At 68.9% G+C, this 16,654-nt stretch carries 21 protein-coding genes and 1 pseudogene; 12 read left to right on the top strand and 10 right to left on the bottom strand.

The window, feature by feature from the left end:
* Positions 1-18 precede the first annotated feature (18 nt).
* The 3 genes from gshB to rsmI form a co-directional block, all read right to left on the bottom strand.
* Complete coding sequence (gene gshB, locus DM480_RS03705; RefSeq protein ID WP_115377612.1) at positions 19-975, bottom strand: glutathione synthase; 957 nt, start codon at positions 973-975, stop codon at positions 19-21.
* 76 nt (positions 976-1,051) lie between these two features.
* Positions 1,052-1,426 carry a YraN family protein gene (locus DM480_RS03700; protein ID WP_115377611.1) on the bottom strand — a complete coding sequence of 125 codons (375 nt, stop codon included), beginning with the start codon at positions 1,424-1,426 and terminating at the stop codon, positions 1,052-1,054.
* Positions 1,427-1,430: 4 nt separating this feature from the next.
* On the bottom strand, positions 1,431-2,264 hold the full coding sequence (gene rsmI / locus DM480_RS03695) for a 16S rRNA (cytidine(1402)-2'-O)-methyltransferase (protein ID WP_115377609.1): 834 nt from the start codon (positions 2,262-2,264) through the stop codon (positions 1,431-1,433).
* 11 nt (positions 2,265-2,275) lie between these two features.
* Here rsmI and DM480_RS03690 point away from each other — a divergent pair, with 11 nt between their 5' ends.
* Entirely contained in the window at positions 2,276-3,478 is a 1,203-nt protein-coding gene (locus DM480_RS03690) for a penicillin-binding protein activator (RefSeq protein WP_115377608.1), read from the top strand.
* Positions 3,479-3,597: 119 nt separating this feature from the next.
* On the opposite strand, the gene hemW is transcribed toward DM480_RS03690, so the two are convergent.
* Positions 3,598-4,755, bottom strand: coding sequence for a radical SAM family heme chaperone HemW (gene hemW, locus DM480_RS03685; RefSeq protein WP_115377606.1), 1,158 nt, complete (start codon positions 4,753-4,755; stop codon positions 3,598-3,600).
* Positions 4,756-4,776: 21 nt separating this feature from the next.
* On the opposite strand from hemW, the gene DM480_RS03680 reads away from it, so the two are divergent.
* On the top strand, positions 4,777-5,340 hold the full coding sequence (locus DM480_RS03680) for a CAP domain-containing protein (protein ID WP_310596118.1): 564 nt from the start codon (positions 4,777-4,779) through the stop codon (positions 5,338-5,340).
* Positions 5,341-5,397: 57 nt separating this feature from the next.
* Here DM480_RS03680 and DM480_RS03675 read toward each other — a convergent pair whose 3' ends face one another.
* The 3 genes from DM480_RS03675 to rph are packed head-to-tail and all read right to left on the bottom strand — an operon-like array spanning position 5,398 to position 7,387.
* The gene (locus DM480_RS03675) at positions 5,398-6,042 is read right to left on the bottom strand and encodes a GNAT family N-acetyltransferase (protein ID WP_115377604.1); all 645 of its coding nucleotides are present in this window, start codon (positions 6,040-6,042) and stop codon (positions 5,398-5,400) included.
* Positions 6,043-6,047: 5 nt separating this feature from the next.
* Positions 6,048-6,674, bottom strand: coding sequence for an RdgB/HAM1 family non-canonical purine NTP pyrophosphatase (rdgB, locus tag DM480_RS03670; RefSeq protein ID WP_115377603.1), 627 nt, complete (start codon positions 6,672-6,674; stop codon positions 6,048-6,050).
* Positions 6,671-7,387: a ribonuclease PH gene (gene rph / locus DM480_RS03665; RefSeq protein ID WP_115377602.1), complete on the bottom strand. Its 717-nt coding sequence runs from the start codon at positions 7,385-7,387 to the stop codon at positions 6,671-6,673. The genes rdgB and rph overlap by 4 nt, the downstream gene beginning before the upstream one ends.
* A 330-nt stretch (positions 7,388-7,717) precedes the next feature.
* On the opposite strand from rph, the gene DM480_RS03660 reads away from it, so the two are divergent.
* Genes DM480_RS03660 through DM480_RS03645 form a run of 4 tightly spaced genes read left to right on the top strand, consistent with a single transcriptional unit; the run spans position 7,718 to position 10,037 of the window.
* On the top strand, positions 7,718-8,197 hold the full coding sequence (locus tag DM480_RS03660) for a DUF6438 domain-containing protein (RefSeq protein WP_115377601.1): 480 nt from the start codon (positions 7,718-7,720) through the stop codon (positions 8,195-8,197).
* A 5-nt stretch (positions 8,198-8,202) separates the two neighbouring features.
* Positions 8,203-9,243, top strand: a complete 1,041-nt coding sequence (gene hrcA / locus DM480_RS03655) for a heat-inducible transcriptional repressor HrcA (protein WP_115377600.1) — start codon at positions 8,203-8,205, stop codon at positions 9,241-9,243.
* A gap of 15 nt (positions 9,244-9,258) precedes the next feature.
* A complete protein-coding gene (grpE, locus tag DM480_RS03650; protein WP_115377599.1) occupies positions 9,259-9,822 on the top strand; it encodes a nucleotide exchange factor GrpE in 564 nt (187 codons plus the stop codon).
* Positions 9,823-9,827: 5 nt separating this feature from the next.
* The gene (locus tag DM480_RS03645) at positions 9,828-10,037 is read left to right on the top strand and encodes a hypothetical protein (RefSeq protein ID WP_115377598.1); all 210 of its coding nucleotides are present in this window, start codon (positions 9,828-9,830) and stop codon (positions 10,035-10,037) included.
* Positions 10,038-10,044: 7 nt separating this feature from the next.
* Here DM480_RS03645 and DM480_RS03640 read toward each other — a convergent pair whose 3' ends face one another.
* Positions 10,045-10,299, bottom strand: coding sequence for a BrnA antitoxin family protein (locus tag DM480_RS03640; RefSeq protein WP_115377597.1), 255 nt, complete (start codon positions 10,297-10,299; stop codon positions 10,045-10,047).
* Entirely contained in the window at positions 10,289-10,540 is a 252-nt protein-coding gene (locus tag DM480_RS03635; protein ID WP_115377596.1) for a BrnT family toxin, read from the bottom strand. The genes DM480_RS03640 and DM480_RS03635 overlap by 11 nt, the downstream gene beginning before the upstream one ends.
* A gap of 72 nt (positions 10,541-10,612) precedes the next feature.
* Between DM480_RS03635 and DM480_RS03630 the strand changes: the two genes are divergently transcribed.
* Positions 10,613-11,839 carry a threonine synthase gene (locus DM480_RS03630; protein WP_115377595.1) on the top strand — a complete coding sequence of 409 codons (1,227 nt, stop codon included), beginning with the start codon at positions 10,613-10,615 and terminating at the stop codon, positions 11,837-11,839.
* Positions 11,840-11,897: 58 nt separating this feature from the next.
* Here DM480_RS03630 and DM480_RS03625 read toward each other — a convergent pair.
* A pseudogene (locus DM480_RS03625) lies at positions 11,898-12,116 on the bottom strand (vgr related protein); the annotation flags it as partial.
* 59 nt (positions 12,117-12,175) lie between these two features.
* On the opposite strand from DM480_RS03625, the gene DM480_RS03620 reads away from it, so the two are divergent.
* The 5 genes from DM480_RS03620 to DM480_RS03595 all read left to right on the top strand — a co-directional run bounded on the left by DM480_RS03620 (position 12,176) and on the right by DM480_RS03595 (position 16,420).
* Positions 12,176-13,312, top strand: coding sequence for a recombinase family protein (locus DM480_RS03620; RefSeq protein WP_115377594.1), 1,137 nt, complete (start codon positions 12,176-12,178; stop codon positions 13,310-13,312).
* A gap of 55 nt (positions 13,313-13,367) precedes the next feature.
* Positions 13,368-13,745: an IS66-like element accessory protein TnpA gene (tnpA, locus tag DM480_RS03615; protein WP_056439051.1), complete on the top strand. Its 378-nt coding sequence runs from the start codon at positions 13,368-13,370 to the stop codon at positions 13,743-13,745.
* The gene (gene tnpB / locus DM480_RS03610) at positions 13,742-14,089 is read left to right on the top strand and encodes an IS66 family insertion sequence element accessory protein TnpB (RefSeq protein WP_076711207.1); all 348 of its coding nucleotides are present in this window, start codon (positions 13,742-13,744) and stop codon (positions 14,087-14,089) included. The genes tnpA and tnpB overlap by 4 nt, the downstream gene beginning before the upstream one ends.
* A gap of 111 nt (positions 14,090-14,200) precedes the next feature.
* Entirely contained in the window at positions 14,201-15,634 is a 1,434-nt protein-coding gene (gene tnpC, locus DM480_RS03605) for an IS66 family transposase (protein WP_115380751.1), read from the top strand.
* 54 nt (positions 15,635-15,688) lie between these two features.
* Positions 15,689-16,420 (top strand): hypothetical protein, encoded by a 732-nt coding sequence (locus tag DM480_RS03595; RefSeq protein WP_125471460.1) that lies wholly within the window; start codon positions 15,689-15,691, stop codon positions 16,418-16,420.
* Positions 16,421-16,654: the final 234 nt, after the last annotated feature.

The following is a 16,654-nucleotide window of genomic DNA, read 5'->3' as shown; positions in this document are numbered from 1 at the left end:
CGGTCAACCGCCGCCGCGTCAGCCGCGTTCCGCCACCTTGCGCTCGATCGCGTCCCAGATCAGACCGGCGACGTCTGTGCCGTCGAACCGCTCGATCGCGACGATGCCGGTCGGGCTGGTGACGTTGATCTCGGTCAGCCATTCGCCGCCGATCACGTCGATGCCGACGAACAGCAGCCCGCGGCGCTTGAGTTCGGGCGCCAGCGCGGCGCAGATCTCGCGCTCGCGGGGCGTCAGTTCGGTTTTCTCCGCCGATCCGCCGACCGCCAGGTTGCTGCGGATTTCGCCCTCGCCGGGCAGGCGGTTGATCGCGCCCGCGACCTCGCCGTCGACCAGCACGATGCGCTTGTCGCCCTTCGCCACCGCGGGCAGGAAGGCCTGGATCATATGCGGTTCGCGCCACGTCTGGTTGAACACCTCGATCAGCGCGGACAGGTTGGCGCCGTCCGACCCGACGCGGAAGATCGCCTTGCCGCCGTTGCCGTGCAGCGGCTTGATGACGATCTCGCCGTGCTCCGCCAGAAAGGCGCGCGCTTCCTCCAGGCTGCGCGTCACCAGCGTCGGCGGCATGAAGCGCGCGTAATCGAGCACGAACACCTTTTCGGGCGCGTTGCGCACGTTCGCCGGATCGTTGACCACCAGTGTCCGGTCCGCGATCCGCTCCAGCAGATGCGTCGCGGTGATGTAGCCAAGGTCGAACGGCGGGTCCTGCCGCATCAGCACGACGTCCGCCTCTTCACCGAGGTCGAGGTTCACCGCGGTATCGAAGCGGAAATGGTCGCCCGCAACCCGCTGCACCGTCACCGGATGCGCTTTCGCCCACACCCGCCCGTCGCGATAGTTGAGCGCGTCGGCGGTGTAATGGAACAGCCGGTGCCCGCGCGCCTGCCCCGCGAGCATCAACGCAAAGGTCGAATCGCCGGCGATGTTGATGCTGTCGAGCGGGTCCATCTGGACGGCGACGGTCAGGGTCATGGGGTCTCCAGGCGCGATGGTTCGGAACGCCGCCGAGGTAGGCGCGCCCGCGCTCCTTGTCAGTAGCCGATGCGGGTCAGTAGCCGATCCAGGCATTCTCGATATGCCGCGGCCGCGTGCCGGGTGCGAGCAGGATGACGTCGACGCGGATATCCTCGCCCGCAGCGGCATAACGCGGCATCAGCAGCTCCGCCGCCGCCGCGACTCGCGCCAGCCGCCGCTCGTCGATCGCCATGTCGAGCTCCGCGGCGCGACTCCGCATCTTCACCTCGACGAACGCGACCAGATCGCCCTTGCGCGCGACGAGGTCGACCTCGCCCGCCGCGGTGCGCACGCGCCGGTCGAGGATGCGCCACCCCTTCAGCCGCAGCCACCACGCCGCAAGGCGCTCACCGCGCCGGCCGGCGGCTTCCGCCGCCTGGCGTGCGGGCGTCGCGGGGCGGCGGGGCATCGGGTCAGCCTTCCTTCATCGCCAGCGCGCGCGCGTAGAGCGCCTTGCGGTCGAGGCCGAAGCGTTTCGCCACCTCGCCCGCCGCCTTGGCGAGGGGCAGGCGGGTCAGCGCCTCGGCCAGCGCGGCGTCGGCATCCTCGATCGCGGCGGGCGGCGCCTCGCCGGGCGGCGCGACGACGACGACGATCTCGCCCCTGGGCGGCGCATCGGCATAGCGCGCGGCGAGAGTCGACAGCGTGCCCGTCACCGCCTCCTCGAATTTCTTCGTGATCTCGCGCGTCACCGCCGCCTCGCGGTCGCCAAGCCCCTCGGCCAGCGCCGCGAGGCACGCGGACAGCCGCGGCCCCGATTCGTACAGCACCAGCGTCGCGCGCACGCCCGCGACCTCCGCGATCGCATCGCCGCGCGCCTTCGCCTTCGATGGCAGGAACCCCAAGAACAGGAACCGGTCGGTGGGCAGGCCCGCCAGCGTCAGCGCGGCGACTGCGGCGCACGGCCCGGGGATCGTCACCACCGCATGCCCCGCCGCGCGCGCGTCGCGCACCAGCTTGTAACCGGGGTCGGAGATCAGCGGCGTCCCCGCATCGGAGACGAGCGCCACCGCCTCGCTCCCCATGCGCGCGATCAGGCCCGGCCGCACGCCTTCGGCATTGTGGTCGTGATAGGGGAGCATCGGCCGCTTGACGCCGATGTGGCGCAGCAGCCCCGCGGTGACGCGGCTGTCCTCCACCGCGACGACGTCGGCACGCGACAAAATCTCGGCGGCGCGGGGCGACAGGTCAGCAAGATTGCCGATCGGTGTCGCGACGATGTACAGGCCTGGTTCTAAAGGATTCACGGGGAGCGGTCATGGCAGAGGCGGGAACGATTGGACAGCCTGCGGGTGCGCTCGGGCGCTGGGTGGCGCTTGCCGCCGCGGCGATGCTGGCGGCCTGTTCGACGGTGGTGCCGCGCGGCCCGGTGGAAACGCCGGAGCAACGCCCCGCCCGCCCGCAGACCGCGCGTCCCGAACCCACGGTCGAGCCCGGCCTGCCCCGCGATACGCAGCGCAACCGCGTCGCTTTGCTCGTGCCGCTGTCGGGCAGCAACGCAGGCGTCGGCCGCTCGATCGCCAATGCGACGATGCTCGCGGTGCTCGACACCGGCACCGACAAGGTGCGAATCACCAATTACGATACCGCGACGGGCGCCGCCGCCGCCGCGCAGCGTGCGATCGCGGAAGGGGCGCAGCTGATCCTCGGCCCGCTGCTCGCCGACGACGTGCGGGCGGTCGCGCCGATCGCGAAGGCGGCCGGCGTGCCGGTGCTCAGCTTCTCGAACGACGCCAGCCTCGGCGGCAACGGCACCTATCTGATGGGCTATATCCCCGCGCAATCGATCGCGCGCGTCGTCGGCTATGCGCGCAGCCGCGGCGTCACCAATTTCGCCGGCCTCGTCCCCAACGGCCTGTACGGCGAGCGCGCCTCGACGGCGTTCCTGCGCAGCGTCGAGGGCGCGGGCGGCCAGGTCGTCTCGCTCCAGACGTACAGCCGGACGAGCGGCGGGGTACAGGCGGCGGTGACGCGACTGGCGGCAAAGGCGCCCTATGGCGCGGTGCTGATCGCCGACGCGGGCGTGACGGCGGCGATCGCGGCGCCGCTGGTCAAGCGCGGCGCGGGGGCGGACACGCGCATCCTCGGCACCGAATTGTGGAACTCCGAAACCGGTATCGCCGTCAGGCCGGGGCTCTCGGGCGCGTGGTTCGCCAGCGTCGGCAACACGCTCTACCGCCAATATGCGACCAAGTACCGCGCCCGCTACGGCGCCGCGCCCTATCGCCTGTCGAGCCTTGGCTATGACGCGGTGCTGCTGACCGTCCGGATCGCGCGCGACTGGCCGGTCGGGCGCGCCTTCCCCGAAAGCCGCCTGCGCGATTCGGATGGCTTTGCCGGCATCGACGGCGCGTTCCGCTTCGGCCGCGACGGCGTCGCCGAACGCGCGCTGGAGGTGCAGGAAATCCGCGACGGCACGACGGTGACGGTGTCGCCCGCGCCGACCGGCTTCGGCGGCTAAGAGAAGGGGCGAGGGGCTTTTCTGTTCTCCGGTGTTCCTGCGCACGCAGGAACCCAAGGCCACACACGGCATCGTTTTCGACCCTGGGCTCCTGCGTGCGCAGGAGCACGGGAAATTGATCAGGCGACCGGTTCGTCCGCCACCACCATCGGCAGGATCGCGTCGAGCAGCAGCGCCCCCGCCTCGGTGATCCGCAACCGCGCGCCGTCGCGCGCCGCCATCCCCTGCGCGACCAGCCGGTCGACCGCATCATCGTCGATCGGCGCGCGGTCCCCCGCCAGCCTCGCGACATGCGCCAGATCGACGCCCTCGCGTAGCCTCAGGCCCATCACCAGCGCCTCGGTCGCGCGCTCGTGCGGGGTCAGCGGCGTTTCCGCCTCGATCCCGTGGCGGTTGCGATCCACCGCCGCCAGCCAGTTCTCCGGCTTCCTGCGCCGCTGCGTCGCCAGACCGCCGCGCCGCCCGTGCGCGCCGGGCCCGATCCCCGCATAATCGCGATACCGCCAGTACGTCAGATTGTGGCGGCTCTCCGCGCCCGGCCGCGCATGGTTCGACGTCTCGTACGCGGGCAGGCCGGCGGCGGCGGTCATCGCACGCGTCGCCTCGAACAGGTCGGCGGCATCGTCGCCCTCCGGCAACGTCAACCGCCCCTTCGCCGCCTCGGTCGCGAAGCGCGTTCCCGGCTCGATCGTCAGCTGGTAGAGCGAGAGATGCTCGGTCCCGAACGCCAGCGCGCGGGCCAGTTCCGCCTGCCATCCGGGCAGCGTCTGGTCGGGCCGCGCGCAGATCAGGTCGATGCTCACCCGGTCGAACGCGCCTTGCGCGACGTCGAGCGCGCCCAGTCCTTCGGCGACGTCGTGCGCGCGACCGAGGAAACGCAGCGCCGCATCGTCGAGCGCCTGCAGCCCCAGCGACACGCGATTGACCCCCGCCGCCGCCAGATCGGCAAAGCGCGCCGCCTCGACCGACGACGGATTGGCTTCCAGCGTGATCTCGATGTCGGGTTCCGGCGTCCAATAGCGCTGCGCCGCGTCGAGGATCGCGGCGACGGTCGCGGGCGGCATCAGCGACGGCGTGCCGCCGCCGAAGAACACCGAGCCGAGCGTCCGGCCGGGCAGCATCGCCGCCTCATGCGCCAGATCGGCGAGCAGCGCGTCGCGCCACGCCTGCTGGTCGACGCCATCGCGGACATGGCTGTTGAAATCGCAATAGGGGCATTTGGAGACGCAGAACGGCCAGTGGACGTAGAGCGCGAGCGGCGTCTTGTCGGGGGTCATGGTGGCGCCGATATGGCGGCGATGACGCTCAAACGCCAGCTTGCCGCCGCCGCCCTGCTGTTTCTCGCCAGCGCCTGCGCGCAAGGGGGGCCGGAGCGCGTCGTCGAGCGCCGCACCACCGAAACGCCCGCCCCGCGCGGCGCGGCGCTGCTGCGCAGCGCGGTGATCGACAGCCACAACGTCGCGCGCGCCGCGGTGGGCGTGCCGCCGATCGCGTGGAACGACGCGCTGGCGGCATCGGCGAAGGCCTATGCCGACGAGATGGCGCGCACCCGCCGCTTCGAACACGCGCATCAGGTGCAGGGGCCGGGCCGCGAGGGCGAGAATCTGTGGACCGGCACGCGCGACGCGTACGCCTATCCGGAGATGATGGGCCATTGGCTCGCTGAGCGGAAGGATTTCGTCAACCTGCCCGTCCCCGCCGCCAGCCGAACCGGCACGTTCGGCGACGTCGGCCATTACACGCAGATCGTCTGGCGCGGCTCGACCGAAGTCGGCTGCGCGATGGCGAGCAACGCGCGCGACGATTATCTGGTCTGCCGCTACAGCCCGCCGGGCAACGTGGTCGGCGAACGCGCCTATTGAGCGACCCTCTCGACTTTCCCGGCGATGGGGAAGCGCTGCGATGGTTTCCGCCGCCGCTCAACGATCCGGGATCACCGCCGTCGTATAAGGCGCATACACCTGCCACCCGATCGTCTCGTACAATGCACGCCCCATCGGCGTCGCGGTCAGCACTTCGCGCGATGCCGCATCGCGCCGCGCCGCGGCCAGCGTCGCCATCACCACACGTCCCAGCCCGCGGCGGCGATGCGCCTCCTCCGTGACGATCCGGTCGTAGGCGAAGACGCCATCGCTCTCCGCCGCATAACCGCGCGCGGCGAGGCTGCCGTCCGCCGCGATCAGGTCGACGCGCGTCACCGAGCCGTTGGTGTCGACCGTCATGCGATAGCCGGCGGGCAGGGTCGCCGCCGACGCTGGCCCGTCGCGCACCATCATGCAATTGGCGGGCAGCACCGACCAGCGCGGCGGCACCAGCGCGCGCAACGTCGCCTCATCCGCGCACAGTTTGACGAAGATGCGCGGCGCGTCGATGCCATTGACCAAATCGACCAATCCCGCACCCGCAGCGGCGAAGACGTAGCGCCGATGCTCATCCTCGCCGCCCGTATCGACGCGCCAGCCGCCATGATCCGCGACCGGCGCGGGCAGCCCGCGCGACACCGATCGCGCCGCCAGCCACCCGCGCACCAGGGCGGGATCGATCGCCGGATCGGGATCCGGCATCGCCGTCAGAACACCGCGCTCGTCAGCTGGCGGAACGCGTCGGCACGGTGGCTGATCTCGTTCTTCACCGCCGGGTCGATCTCCGCGAACGTCTGGTCATGCCCCAGCGGCTGGAAGATCGGGTCATAACCATGCCCCTTGTCGCCGCGCGGCGGCCACACGATGCACCCGTCGACGCGGCCTTCGAACCATTCGACGTGCCCGTCGGGCCAGGCGAGCGCCAGCGCGCAGATGAAATGCGCCTCGCGCGGCGTGTCGGGCTCCTCCGACAGGCGATCCTCCACCAGCCGCATCGCCATGCCGAAGTCCTTCTCCGGCCCCGCCCAGCGCGCGGAGAACAGGCCGGGATCGCCGCCCAGCGCCGCGACGCACAGCCCGCTGTCGTCGGACAGCGCGGGCAGGCCCGACAGGTCGGCCGCCGACAGCGCCTTCAGCTCGGCATTGGCGACGAAGGTCGTCCCCGTCTCTTCCGGCTCGGGCAGGTCGAGTTCGCGCGCCGACAGCAGTTCGATGCCATAGGGTGCGAGCAATTCGCGGAATTCGGCGACCTTGCCCTCGTTATGGCTGGCGATGACCAGCTTGCCTGGCTGAAGCTTGCGGATCGCCTGCGGGACGGGTCCTTCTCCGCTCATTGGTTCACCGCCCGGTCCTGCGCGGCGAAGATCTCGGTGCAGCCGATCCGCGCCAGCCGCAGCAGGCGCAGCAGCGCTTCCTCGTCATAGGTCGCATGTTCGGCGGTCGCCTGCGCCTCGGCGATATGGCCGTTTTCCAGCAGCACGAAATTGGCGTCGGCGTCGGCGGCCGAATCCTCGATATAATCGAGGTCGAGCACCGGCGTGCCCTGGTGAATGCCGCAGCTGACCGCGGCGACCTTCTGCCGGATCGGGTCGACGGCGAGCTTGCCGTCGGCGAGCAGGCCGTTGACGGCGATGCGCATCGCCACCCAAGCGCCGGAGATCGACGCGGTGCGCGTGCCGCCGTCCGCCTGGATGACGTCGCAGTCGAGCGTGATCTGCCGCTCGCCGAGCAGCTTCATGTCCATTACCGAACGCAAGCTGCGGCCGATCAGCCGCTGGATCTCCTGCGTGCGGCCCGACTGCTTGCCCTTCGCGGCCTCGCGGCTGCCGCGGGTGTGCGTCGCGCGCGGCAGCATGCCGTATTCCGCGGTCACCCAGCCTTCGCCCTTGCCGCGCAGGAACGGCGGCACACGCTCCTCGACGCTGGCGGTGACGAGCACGCGCGTGTCGCCGAAGCCGATCAGCACCGATCCCTCCGCGTGGCGCGTGAAATGCGGTTCGATCGTGATGGGGCGCATCTGGTCGGGCGCGCGGCCGCTGGGGCGCATTCGTATCTCCTTCTATGGTCGGCCCCGGCGATAGACCGGACGGAGAAGCGACGCCAGCCGTGCTTGCCGCGCTCTTCTTCGTCATTCCCGCGAAGGCGGGAATCCAGACGCGCTGCCGTCGCGTTTGCAGTCGACATCGCGGAGGTTCTGGATCCCCGCCTTCGCGGGGATGACGATGAGGGTATAGGAATGGCACCATAACCCAACCCCATCCGTCATCCCGGCGCACGCCGGGACCCATGGTTACGGAACGCCGGTTTTGTGCGATCCAGTAGCGACGGCGCGTTCACGAATCCCGGCGTACGTCGGAATGACGCAGGAGGGGACCCAATGAACATCGTGATGCACGCATTGCTGATCGCGACCGCCGCCGCGGCCACCCCGGCGCGACCAACCCCCGAACGGATCGTCTACGAAACCGGCCCCTGCTTCGGCTTCTGCCCCGCCTATCGCGTCACCGTGTCGTCGACCGGGCAGGGTGTGTTCGAAGGCGGCCGGTTCACCGCCGTAAAGGGCCGCCGCGCGTTCCGCGTCACGCCCGCGCAGTTCGCCGCCTTCCGCGCCGCGCTCCAGCCCGAGCGCCCCATCGGTAAGCGGTTGCTGGGCGGTGATGCGGGATGCCAATCGATGGCGACCGACCAGATCACCGTCGATGTGAGATGGATAGGAGGCGCGGGGCGGCCATCGTACCTCAGCGCCTATTTCGGCTGCGACATGGACCGCAACGCCATACTGTTCCGCCGCCTGCGGACCGCGCCGCAGGCGCTGCCGATTGCCGGCTTTATCGGCGACCCGCACCGCCCTAAATAACCCGCATGGCCCCGCCCGTCACCGAACTGACCGATCGCGCGCGCGACATCTTCCGCGCCGTCGTCGACGGCTATGTCGACAACGGCATGCCGGTGGGATCGAAGACGATCGCGGCGGCGAGCGGTCTCAATCTCTCCCCCGCCTCGATCCGCGGCGTGATGCAGGAGCTGGAGGAACTGGGCCTGCTCGCCAGCCCACACACCAGCGCGGGCCGCATCCCCACCGAGCGCGGCCTGCGCCTGTTCGTCGACGGCATGATGCAGGCGCTGGAGCCGAGCGCGGAGGAACGCGCCGCGATCGAGGCGCGCGCCGGCGCGGGCGGCCCGGTGGAGGAGGCGCTCGCCGCGACGACCGCCGCGCTGTCGGGCCTGTCGGCGTGCGCGGGGCTGGTGCTGGTGCCCAAGCGCGAGCTCGCGCTGCGCTCGATCGGCTTCGTCGCGCTGTCGCCGACGCAGGGGATGGCGGTGATCGTCAGCGAGGACGGATCGGTCGAGAACCGCGTCATCCGCCTGCCCGCCGGCATGACGCCCTCGGCGCTGGTCGAGGCGGGCAATTACATGACCGCGACGCTCGGCGGCCTGACGCTGGCGGAGGCGCGCGCCAGGATCGAGCGCGAGATGGCGGAGGAGCGCGCGATGCTCGACGGCGCCGCGCGCGCCCTGGTCGAACAGGGCCTCGTCGTGTGGAGCGAGGACACCGACCGCCGCCCGGTGCTGATCGTGCGTGGGCAGGGGCGGCTGATCGACGCCGCCGCCGCCGCCGATCTCGACCGCGTGCGCGACCTGCTCGACGACCTCGACGGAAAGCAGGAGATCGCGGCGCTGCTCGACAGCGCGCGCGCCGGCGATGCGACGCGCATCTTCATCGGCGCGGAGAACAAATTGTTCGCGCTGTCGGGCTCGTCCGTCATCGCGCGGCCGTTCCGCGGGCCGGGCGGGCGCGTCGTCGGCGTGGTCGGCGTGATCGGCCCCACGCGGTTGAACTATGCGCGCGTCGTGCCCATGGTGGATTTCACGGCGGCAACGCTTGCCCGACGCATGGGCTGAAGAACAGGGACACGAATGACCGACGAGACGACGACCAACCCCGCCGCGGCCGACGACCTGCGCCAGGAAACCGCGGACGGCGCGCCCGAAGTGGCGGAGCACGACCAGGCGGCGCAGCGCATCGCAGAGCTGGAGAACCAGCTCGCCGCCGCGAAGCAGGATACGCTGTACGCGCAGGCGGATATCCAGAACGTCCGCCGTCGCGCGGAAAAGGACGTGGCCGACGCGCGCAATTATGCCGCGACCAATTTCGCGCGCGACATCCTGTCCGTCGCCGACAATCTCGCGCGCGCACTCGCGGCTATCCCGGCGGAGCTGCGCGCCGACGACAAGATGAAGGGCCTCGTCACCGGGCTGGAGGCGACGGGCCGCGAGCTGGAAAGCGTCTTCACCCGCCACGGCATCACCAAGGTCGAGGCGATGGGCGTGACGCTCGATCCCAACAAGCACCAGGCGATGATGGAAATGCCTAGCGACGCCGAACCCGGCACGATCGTGCAGGAGATGCAGGCGGGGTACATGATCAAGGATCGCCTGCTCCGCCCCGCGCTGGTCGCGGTGGCGAAGAAACCGGAGTAACCGCGATGACCCCGCGCCACGACAGTCCGACGGGTGAAGCTGTCGAACTCGCATGGTCGGAGGCGCGGGGTCTCGTCCTGCGGATATTCACCGCCCGGCGACGCCGTTCGATGCGGCGGCCGGGCCAGCCGGGCGCGGACCCATGCCCGGTCACCCCGAACCACCCGCTCGACCTGTCGGGCGGCGCGGCGGCGGCGCTGGAATTCGACGCCTAGGGCACCGTCAGACCTCCGCCGCCCGCAGCGCCGCATTGATGCGCGCGTGCCACCCCTTCCCGGTCGCACGGAATTTGGCGACGACATCGGGATCGAGGCGCAAGGTCACCTGCTGCTTGGTGGGTGCGCGTTGTGGCCCGCGGACCTTGGCAAAGGCTGCGGCTAATTCCGGAAAGTCGGATAGCGGACGCGCCCGTGCGAAATCCTCTTTTGTCCATTCCGGATTGTCGTCGTCGAAAATCGCGTCCTGCTTAGTGGCCATGACGGTTAAACTCCTTTCGATGCGCCCGCCGCAGACTGATCACCCGCACTATATCCCCGCGCAGGGTCACGGCGGCGCAGTAACGGACATCGTCGATCCAGCCGTACAGGCGATACCGTTGCTCGCCGAAGCGATCGTCCTCGACGACGATCACGTCCGTCAGCTCAGCGGCACGTGCAAGCGGCACGCCGTGCTTTGCGCGATTGACCGCATCCTTTGCCAGGTCGAATTCAATCTCCACATCTGATTGTAACTACGATCAGAGTCCCATTCAAGTGGACGCCAGCCCGTTGGCAAGGCTAGGACAATGTCCATGAACCCCAACCTCACCACCGATCGCCCGACCTTCGTCACGCATCTCGAATGTTCGATGACCGGCGAGCGTTACGATGCGGACACGCTGCACGGCCTGTCGCGCGTCGGGCGACCGTTGCTCGTGCGCTACGATCTCGATGCGGTGCGCGCCAACCTGCCCAAGCGCCTGCTGGAAACGCGGCCGAGCGACCTGTGGCGCTGGCGCGAGCTGCTTCCCGTTCGCCACACCCGCAACGTCGTCAGCCTGGGAGAGATCGAGACGCCGCTGGTCCCGATCCCGAAGAGCGCTGGCAGCGGCACGGTGCTGGTCAAGGACGAAGGCCGCCTGCCGACGGGCAGCTTCAAGGCGCGCGGGCTCGTCATGGCGGTGGCGATGGCGAAGGAACTGGGCGTCACGCGCATCGCGATGCCAACCAACGGCAACGCCGGCGCCGCGCTCGCGGCCTATGCCGCCCGTGTCGGAATCGAGACGATCGTCTTCTGCCCGGAGGACACGCCCGAGGTGAACGTGCGCGAGATCGCGCTGCAGGGCGCGCGCGTCTACCGCGTCAACGGCCTGATCGACGATTGCGGCGCGATCGTTGGCCGCGGCGCCGCGGAGGGCCGCTGGTTCGACCTGTCGACGCTGAAGGAGCCCTATCGGATCGAGGGCAAGAAGACGATGGGCCTCGAACTCGCCGCGCAGCTCGGCTGGACGCTGCCGGATGCGATCTTCTATCCGACCGGCGGCGGCACGGGGCTCATCGGCATGTGGAAGGCGTTCGACGAGCTCGAGGCGCTCGGCTGGATCGGCCCCGAGCGGCCGCGCATGTACGCGGTGCAGGCGTCGGGATGCGCGCCGATCGTCCGCGCGTTCGAGGCGGGCGAGGAGCATGCCGAGCGGTGGGAGGATGCGCACACCGTCGCCGCCGGCATCCGCGTACCCAAAGCGGTCGGCGATTTCCTGATCCTGCGCGCGGTGCGGGCGAGCGGCGGCAAGGCGCTCGGCGTCGGCGATCCCGCCATCCTGAAGGCGGTCGACGATTGCGCGAAGCAGGACGGCCTCTTGCTCTGCCCCGAAGGCGGCGCGACGCTCGCCGCTTATCGCGAGGCGCTGCGCACCGGCGAGGTCGACGCGGACGAGCGCGTCGTGCTGTTCAACTGCGCCACGGGGCTCAAATATCCGATGCCCGAAGCACCGAACTGGCTCGATCGGCACACACCGATCGATCTCGGCGCGCTGTAGGCGCGGCAGCATCTTTTCTTCGTCATTGCGAGCGTAGCGAAGCCATGACGGGTAGGTTTCACCCGAACGGCAGCAGCGTCTCATATTGCGCCAGCGGCGGCGCACCCGGCACCCTCGCGCCGTGGCGCAAAAGGAAGGCATGGCGGACGATCTCGCCCTGCTGCTCGATGCCGTAGCGGTGTAGCGGCCAGCCGGGTTTCAGCGTGTAATCGTACCGGCAGAAAGGATGACGCGCGATCGGCAGGAAGATACCGCGCTGGTGCTGCCAGATATGCACCGTTTAACCAAAAGTAACACAGAAGGCCGAAACATAGGCGTCATCGCCGGAGGATAGGCTTGCCCGACGCCGTTATCTATATTCGCTTTTCAACCAAGCGGCAGGAAAAGGGCTTCTCGAAAGAGCGGCAGCTTGAGGAGTGCGAGGCCTTCTGCCGCCGGAAGGGCTGGAATGTCGTGGAGGTCGTGGAGGACCTCGGGCAGTCGGCATGGAAGGGCCATCACCTGAGTGTCGGCAATCTCGGCAAATGGCGCAAGCGTGTCGATGCCGGTGATGTCGCGCCAGGCACCACACTCGTCATCCACAAGCTTGACCGACTGAGCCGTCTTGAACCGCGGGTGACGCAGCGATGGATGGAGGACCTGTGCGACAAGGGCATCAGGATCGCGACCGTCGATGGCGAACGCATCTTCGATGATGCCTATCTGAAAGGGCCGACGGCGCTCATGGGGATCATGGAGATCGTCATGAATGCGACGGTCAGCCACAAGGAGAGCGAGAAGAAAAGCGAACTGGTCGCCGATGCTTGGCGCCGAAAGCAGCAACTCACGCGACAGGGCAAAGTTCTGTCGGCCAAGCCGCCGGCGTGGCTTCGGGTCGTCGGCGAGCGGATCGACAAGGATCAGGATTACCGCGGATACGAATTGATCCCCGAGCGCGTGGCGGTGCTGAAGCAGATTTACGAATGGGCGGCCGATGGCATTGGCTATTGGGGCATCGCGAAGCGCCTGAATGAACAAGGCGTGCCAAGCTGGGGCAAGGCGCGTAGCACCACGACCAATAAAGGCTGGGGCTGGAGTTATGTCGGCATCCTGCTGAAGCATCCGGCTATCGACGGCGAATATCATCCCGCCGGCATGACGGAGAGCGGCAAACGCAAGAAAACCGGCGAGCGGATCGAGAATGTTTTCCCGCGCGCCGTTGACGCCGACCTCGTCGCACGGGCCAGAGCCAGCGCGTCGAAACGCTGGCAGACCCGATCCGGCCGCTATGCGGCTTACGCCCGCAACCTGTTTTCGACCCTGGCGCGGTGCCGACACTGCGGCGGGCTGATGACCATGCGCAGCCGCGCCGAGGTCGATGCTCGCTATCGCTACCTGCAATGCGACAGCGCCGCCCGTCATACCGGCTGCGATCGTCCCGAGTTTTTCAACCACCGCATTTTCGTAAGCGTCCGGTCTTCTCCACCTTGCTGACGAGGTGATGCGCAAGCCACAGGTTCGGCACTGTGGCAGACACCGGTGCGGCATCATGGCGACGCGAATTATCGAGATGGTTGGGCCTGAACCGCGCCGGCGGTTCAGCGAAGATGACAAGGCGCGGATCGTGTCGGAGGCGATGATGCCGGGTGCCAGCGTGCTGGAGGTGGCGCGGCGACACCGGGTGTGCACGTCGCTGGTGTATCGCTGGCGACGCACGCTGCTGCGCGACGGGGTGGCGAGCGAAGCATTGCCGTTGCCGGGGCCGGCATTCATTCCGGTCGAGGTGGCGGGCGCGCCCATGGTGCCGCATTCGGAGCCGCTCGGACCGGGTGTGGTGGAAGTGGTCGGCCCGGCCGGGCAACGCATCCGCCTGGCACCTCCCATCGACGCGCGGGTGCTCAAGACCGTGCTGGCGGGGTTTGCTTGATCGGGCCGCCGGGCGGTGTCCGGGTGTATCTGGCGGCCGGGGTCACGGACATGCGCAAGGGCTTCGACGGGCTGGCCGCGCTGGTACAGCAGCGGCTGCGCCAGGATCCGTTTGGCGGTGCGGTGTACGCCTTCCGGGGCAAGCGTGGCGATCTGGTCAAGCTGCTGTGGTGGGATGGTCAGGGTCTCGTGCTCCATGCCAAGCGTCTGGAGCGGGGCCGGTTCACCTGGCCGGCGACCGCGGACGGCGTCGCGGTGCTGACCCCGGCGCAGCTGTCGATGCTGCTCGAAGGGGTGGACTGGCGGCATCCGATCCGGTCCTCGCAGCCGACCTTGGCCTGGTAAAAAGTACGGTTTCCTGCGGCTTTCGCGTGTATCGGCACGGGGGTTCTGGTATAAGCGGGCGTGTCGCCCGATGCCGCCTCGCTGCCCGACGATATCGCCCTTCTGAAGGCCATGCTCATTGCTGCCGGCGCCGAGCTGGAGCAGTTGCGGATGCAGGTCGCGCGGCTGCGGCGCATGGCCTTCGGCCGTTCGTCGGAGAAGCTGACGCACCAGGCTGACCAGCTGGAACTCGGGCTGGAAGAGCGCGAGGCGGAAGCCGCCACTGCGGCGATGCCGGTGGTCACCCGGACACGGGAGACCGCCAGGCCGTATCGACAGCCGCTGCCCGATCATCTGCCCCGCACCGAGGTCGTGCATGAGGCACCGTGCGTCTGCCCCGACTGCGGTGGTGCCATGCGGCGCATGGGCGAGGACGTTACGGAACAGCTCGACTATGTGCCCGCCTCGTTCCGGGTCGTGCGCCACGTCCGGCCGCGGCTCAGCTGCCGGTCATGCGAGCGCATAGTGCAGGCGCCGTTGCCGTCCATGCCCATCGAGCGCGGTCGACCCGGTGCGGGGCTGCTCGCCCATGTGCTGGTGTCCAAATACGCCAACCATCTGCCGCTCTACCGCCAGTCGGGCATCTATGCTCGCCAGGGCGTCGACCTTGCCCGCTCCACGCTCGCCGACTGGGTCGGGCGCTCGGCCGCGCTCCTCGGCCCCTTGGTCGACGCGCTCGAGCGCCACGTCATGGGCGGCGCGACCCTCCATGCCGACGACACGCCGGTGCCGGTACTGGCCCCTGGTGCCGGTCGCACCAGGACGGGCAGGCTGTGGACCTATGTACGCGACGAGCGCGGGGCTGGCGGCGAGGCTCCGCCCGCCGTGCTGTTCCACTACGCGCCCGACCGCAAGGGCGAACGACCCGCCGGACATCTTGCCCGGTTCCGGGGCGATCTGCACGCCGATGGCTATGCCGGGTTCGACCGCCTCTATGGCGACCGCATCGCAGAGGTGGCCTGCTGGGCGCATGTCAGGCGCAAGTTCTTCGACGTCCATGCCGCAACCGGCTCCCCCACGGCCCGCGAGGCACTGGACCATATCGCCGGCCTCTATGCCGTCGAACGGGATGTGCGTGGCCGGCTCCCTGACGAGCGACGGCACGCGCGCCAGGCCAGGGCCGGACCGCTGCTCGATGCCTTCCGCCAGTGGCTCGACGCGACCGGACCGAAGCTGTCCCGGCGCTCCGACCTTGCGGTCGCCATCCGCTATGCGCTCGCCCGCTGGCAGGCGCTGACCCGCTATGCCGACGATGGTCGCCTGGAGATCGACAACAATGCCGCCGAGCGCTCGCTGCGCGGTATCGCCGTCGGGCGCAAAAACTGGCTATTCGCGGGCTCCGACCAGGGCGGGCACCGCGCCGCCAGCATCTACAGCCTGGTGGAAACCGCCAGGCTCAACGGCGTCGACCCCGAGGCCTGGCTGGCCGACACCATCAGACGCATCGCAGACCATCCGGCCCGCCGGGTCGCTGAACTGCTGCCGTGGAACTACCGGCCCGTTTGAGGTGACGCCGTCACCGGACGCTTACGCATTTTCGAGAAAGCGGCGCTCGATGCGATGCTCCACCTCGCGCTCGATGGTCGCTTCTTCCAACGCGATGACCTGTCCGGCCCGTTGGCGATCCGGCTGGCGGAGATCGAACGGGCTATCGATAACAAGAAGGCCGAGGCCAAGCGCCTCGTGCGGAAAATGGCGCAGTTCGATGACGAAGATCGCGACGAATTTGACGATGTGCTTCGTGCCGTGAAGCAGGAACAACGCGCCTTGGAAGTGGAATGCGCCAAGGTGGCGCAGGAGCTTCAGGCCGCACGCGGCCATCTGCCGCCGAATGTCCACCTTCAGCGCGTTCTGGAAGTCCGCGAAGCGATCAACGATCCAAGTGATCCAGATGCGATGCGCGACGCTCGGCTGAAGGTGCGCGAGGCGATCCGCAACGTGGTAGATGTCGTGTGGTGCGATCCTGTCGAAATGATCGGTGGCGTTCCGACCCGGACCCTGACGTTGCTGATGGCGGGCAATGCCGCCGGCATCAAGTTCGACAATCAGGGCAACACAATCGGGACTTTCAATTTTCTTCCCGAATTGGCGGCCGGTGGCGCATCCTATACCCTGCGGGACGGCACGACGGTCAGCACGAACGCAAATGCGTTGCGAGACGCGCTGCTGAACCGACCGATGCGTATATCGGCATCGGAAGAGGAAGCCGCCGCCGCCGCGAGTGAAAAGCGGGACGCTGCTACCCGGCTCGACACCGCGTTGAAGCGAGGGCGTTCCCGTCGCACCGCATAGCCCCTGCGAGGGGTCACGCAGGGCCACTCGCACCGCCGGGCGTCCCATGTGCCCCGTGGTGCCGTTCGTCCCTCAGCGGGGCGCATTGGCCCTGCAGCCGGGGAGCTTGACCTTTTGTCAGTCTGGCGTTCGATCGGAAAGCCTCGACAGTTGGGAGGCACGGTATGCGACAGGAATTACGAGATCGGCTTGGCCGCCCGCTGGGCTGGTTGGATAGTCGCGGAGATAGGATCG

It is taken from the genome of Sphingomonas sp. FARSPH, assembly GCF_003355005.1.
Taxonomy (GTDB): domain Bacteria; phylum Pseudomonadota; class Alphaproteobacteria; order Sphingomonadales; family Sphingomonadaceae; genus Sphingomonas.
This window is presented reverse-complemented; position numbering and strand designations above follow the sequence as displayed.

Bases quoted from the DNA above. Each gene is read 5' to 3' on its own strand.
- gshB (WP_115377612.1), bottom strand. From the start codon at position 975: ATGACCCTGACCGTCGCCGTCCAGATGGACCCGCTCGACAGCATCAAC.
- DM480_RS03700 (WP_115377611.1), bottom strand. From the start codon at position 1,426: ATGCCCCGCCGCCCCGCGACGCCCGCACGCCAGGCGGCGGAAGCCGCC.
- DM480_RS03690 (WP_115377608.1), top strand. From the start codon at position 2,276: ATGGCAGAGGCGGGAACGATTGGACAGCCTGCGGGTGCGCTCGGGCGC.
- hemW (WP_115377606.1), bottom strand. From the start codon at position 4,755: ATGACCCCCGACAAGACGCCGCTCGCGCTCTACGTCCACTGGCCGTTC.
- DM480_RS03680 (WP_310596118.1), top strand. From the start codon at position 4,777: ATGACGCTCAAACGCCAGCTTGCCGCCGCCGCCCTGCTGTTTCTCGCC.
- DM480_RS03675 (WP_115377604.1), bottom strand. From the start codon at position 6,042: ATGCCGGATCCCGATCCGGCGATCGATCCCGCCCTGGTGCGCGGGTGG.
- rdgB (WP_115377603.1), bottom strand. From the start codon at position 6,674: ATGAGCGGAGAAGGACCCGTCCCGCAGGCGATCCGCAAGCTTCAGCCA.
- rph (WP_115377602.1), bottom strand. From the start codon at position 7,387: ATGCGCCCCAGCGGCCGCGCGCCCGACCAGATGCGCCCCATCACGATC.
- DM480_RS03660 (WP_115377601.1), top strand. From the start codon at position 7,718: ATGAACATCGTGATGCACGCATTGCTGATCGCGACCGCCGCCGCGGCC.
- hrcA (WP_115377600.1), top strand. From the start codon at position 8,203: ATGGCCCCGCCCGTCACCGAACTGACCGATCGCGCGCGCGACATCTTC.
- grpE (WP_115377599.1), top strand. From the start codon at position 9,259: ATGACCGACGAGACGACGACCAACCCCGCCGCGGCCGACGACCTGCGC.
- DM480_RS03645 (WP_115377598.1), top strand. From the start codon at position 9,828: ATGACCCCGCGCCACGACAGTCCGACGGGTGAAGCTGTCGAACTCGCA.
- DM480_RS03640 (WP_115377597.1), bottom strand. From the start codon at position 10,299: ATGGCCACTAAGCAGGACGCGATTTTCGACGACGACAATCCGGAATGG.
- DM480_RS03630 (WP_115377595.1), top strand. From the start codon at position 10,613: ATGAACCCCAACCTCACCACCGATCGCCCGACCTTCGTCACGCATCTC.
- tnpA (WP_056439051.1), top strand. From the start codon at position 13,368: ATGGCGACGCGAATTATCGAGATGGTTGGGCCTGAACCGCGCCGGCGG.
- tnpC (WP_115380751.1), top strand. From the start codon at position 14,201: ATGCTCATTGCTGCCGGCGCCGAGCTGGAGCAGTTGCGGATGCAGGTC.
- DM480_RS03595 (WP_125471460.1), top strand. From the start codon at position 15,689: ATGCTCCACCTCGCGCTCGATGGTCGCTTCTTCCAACGCGATGACCTG.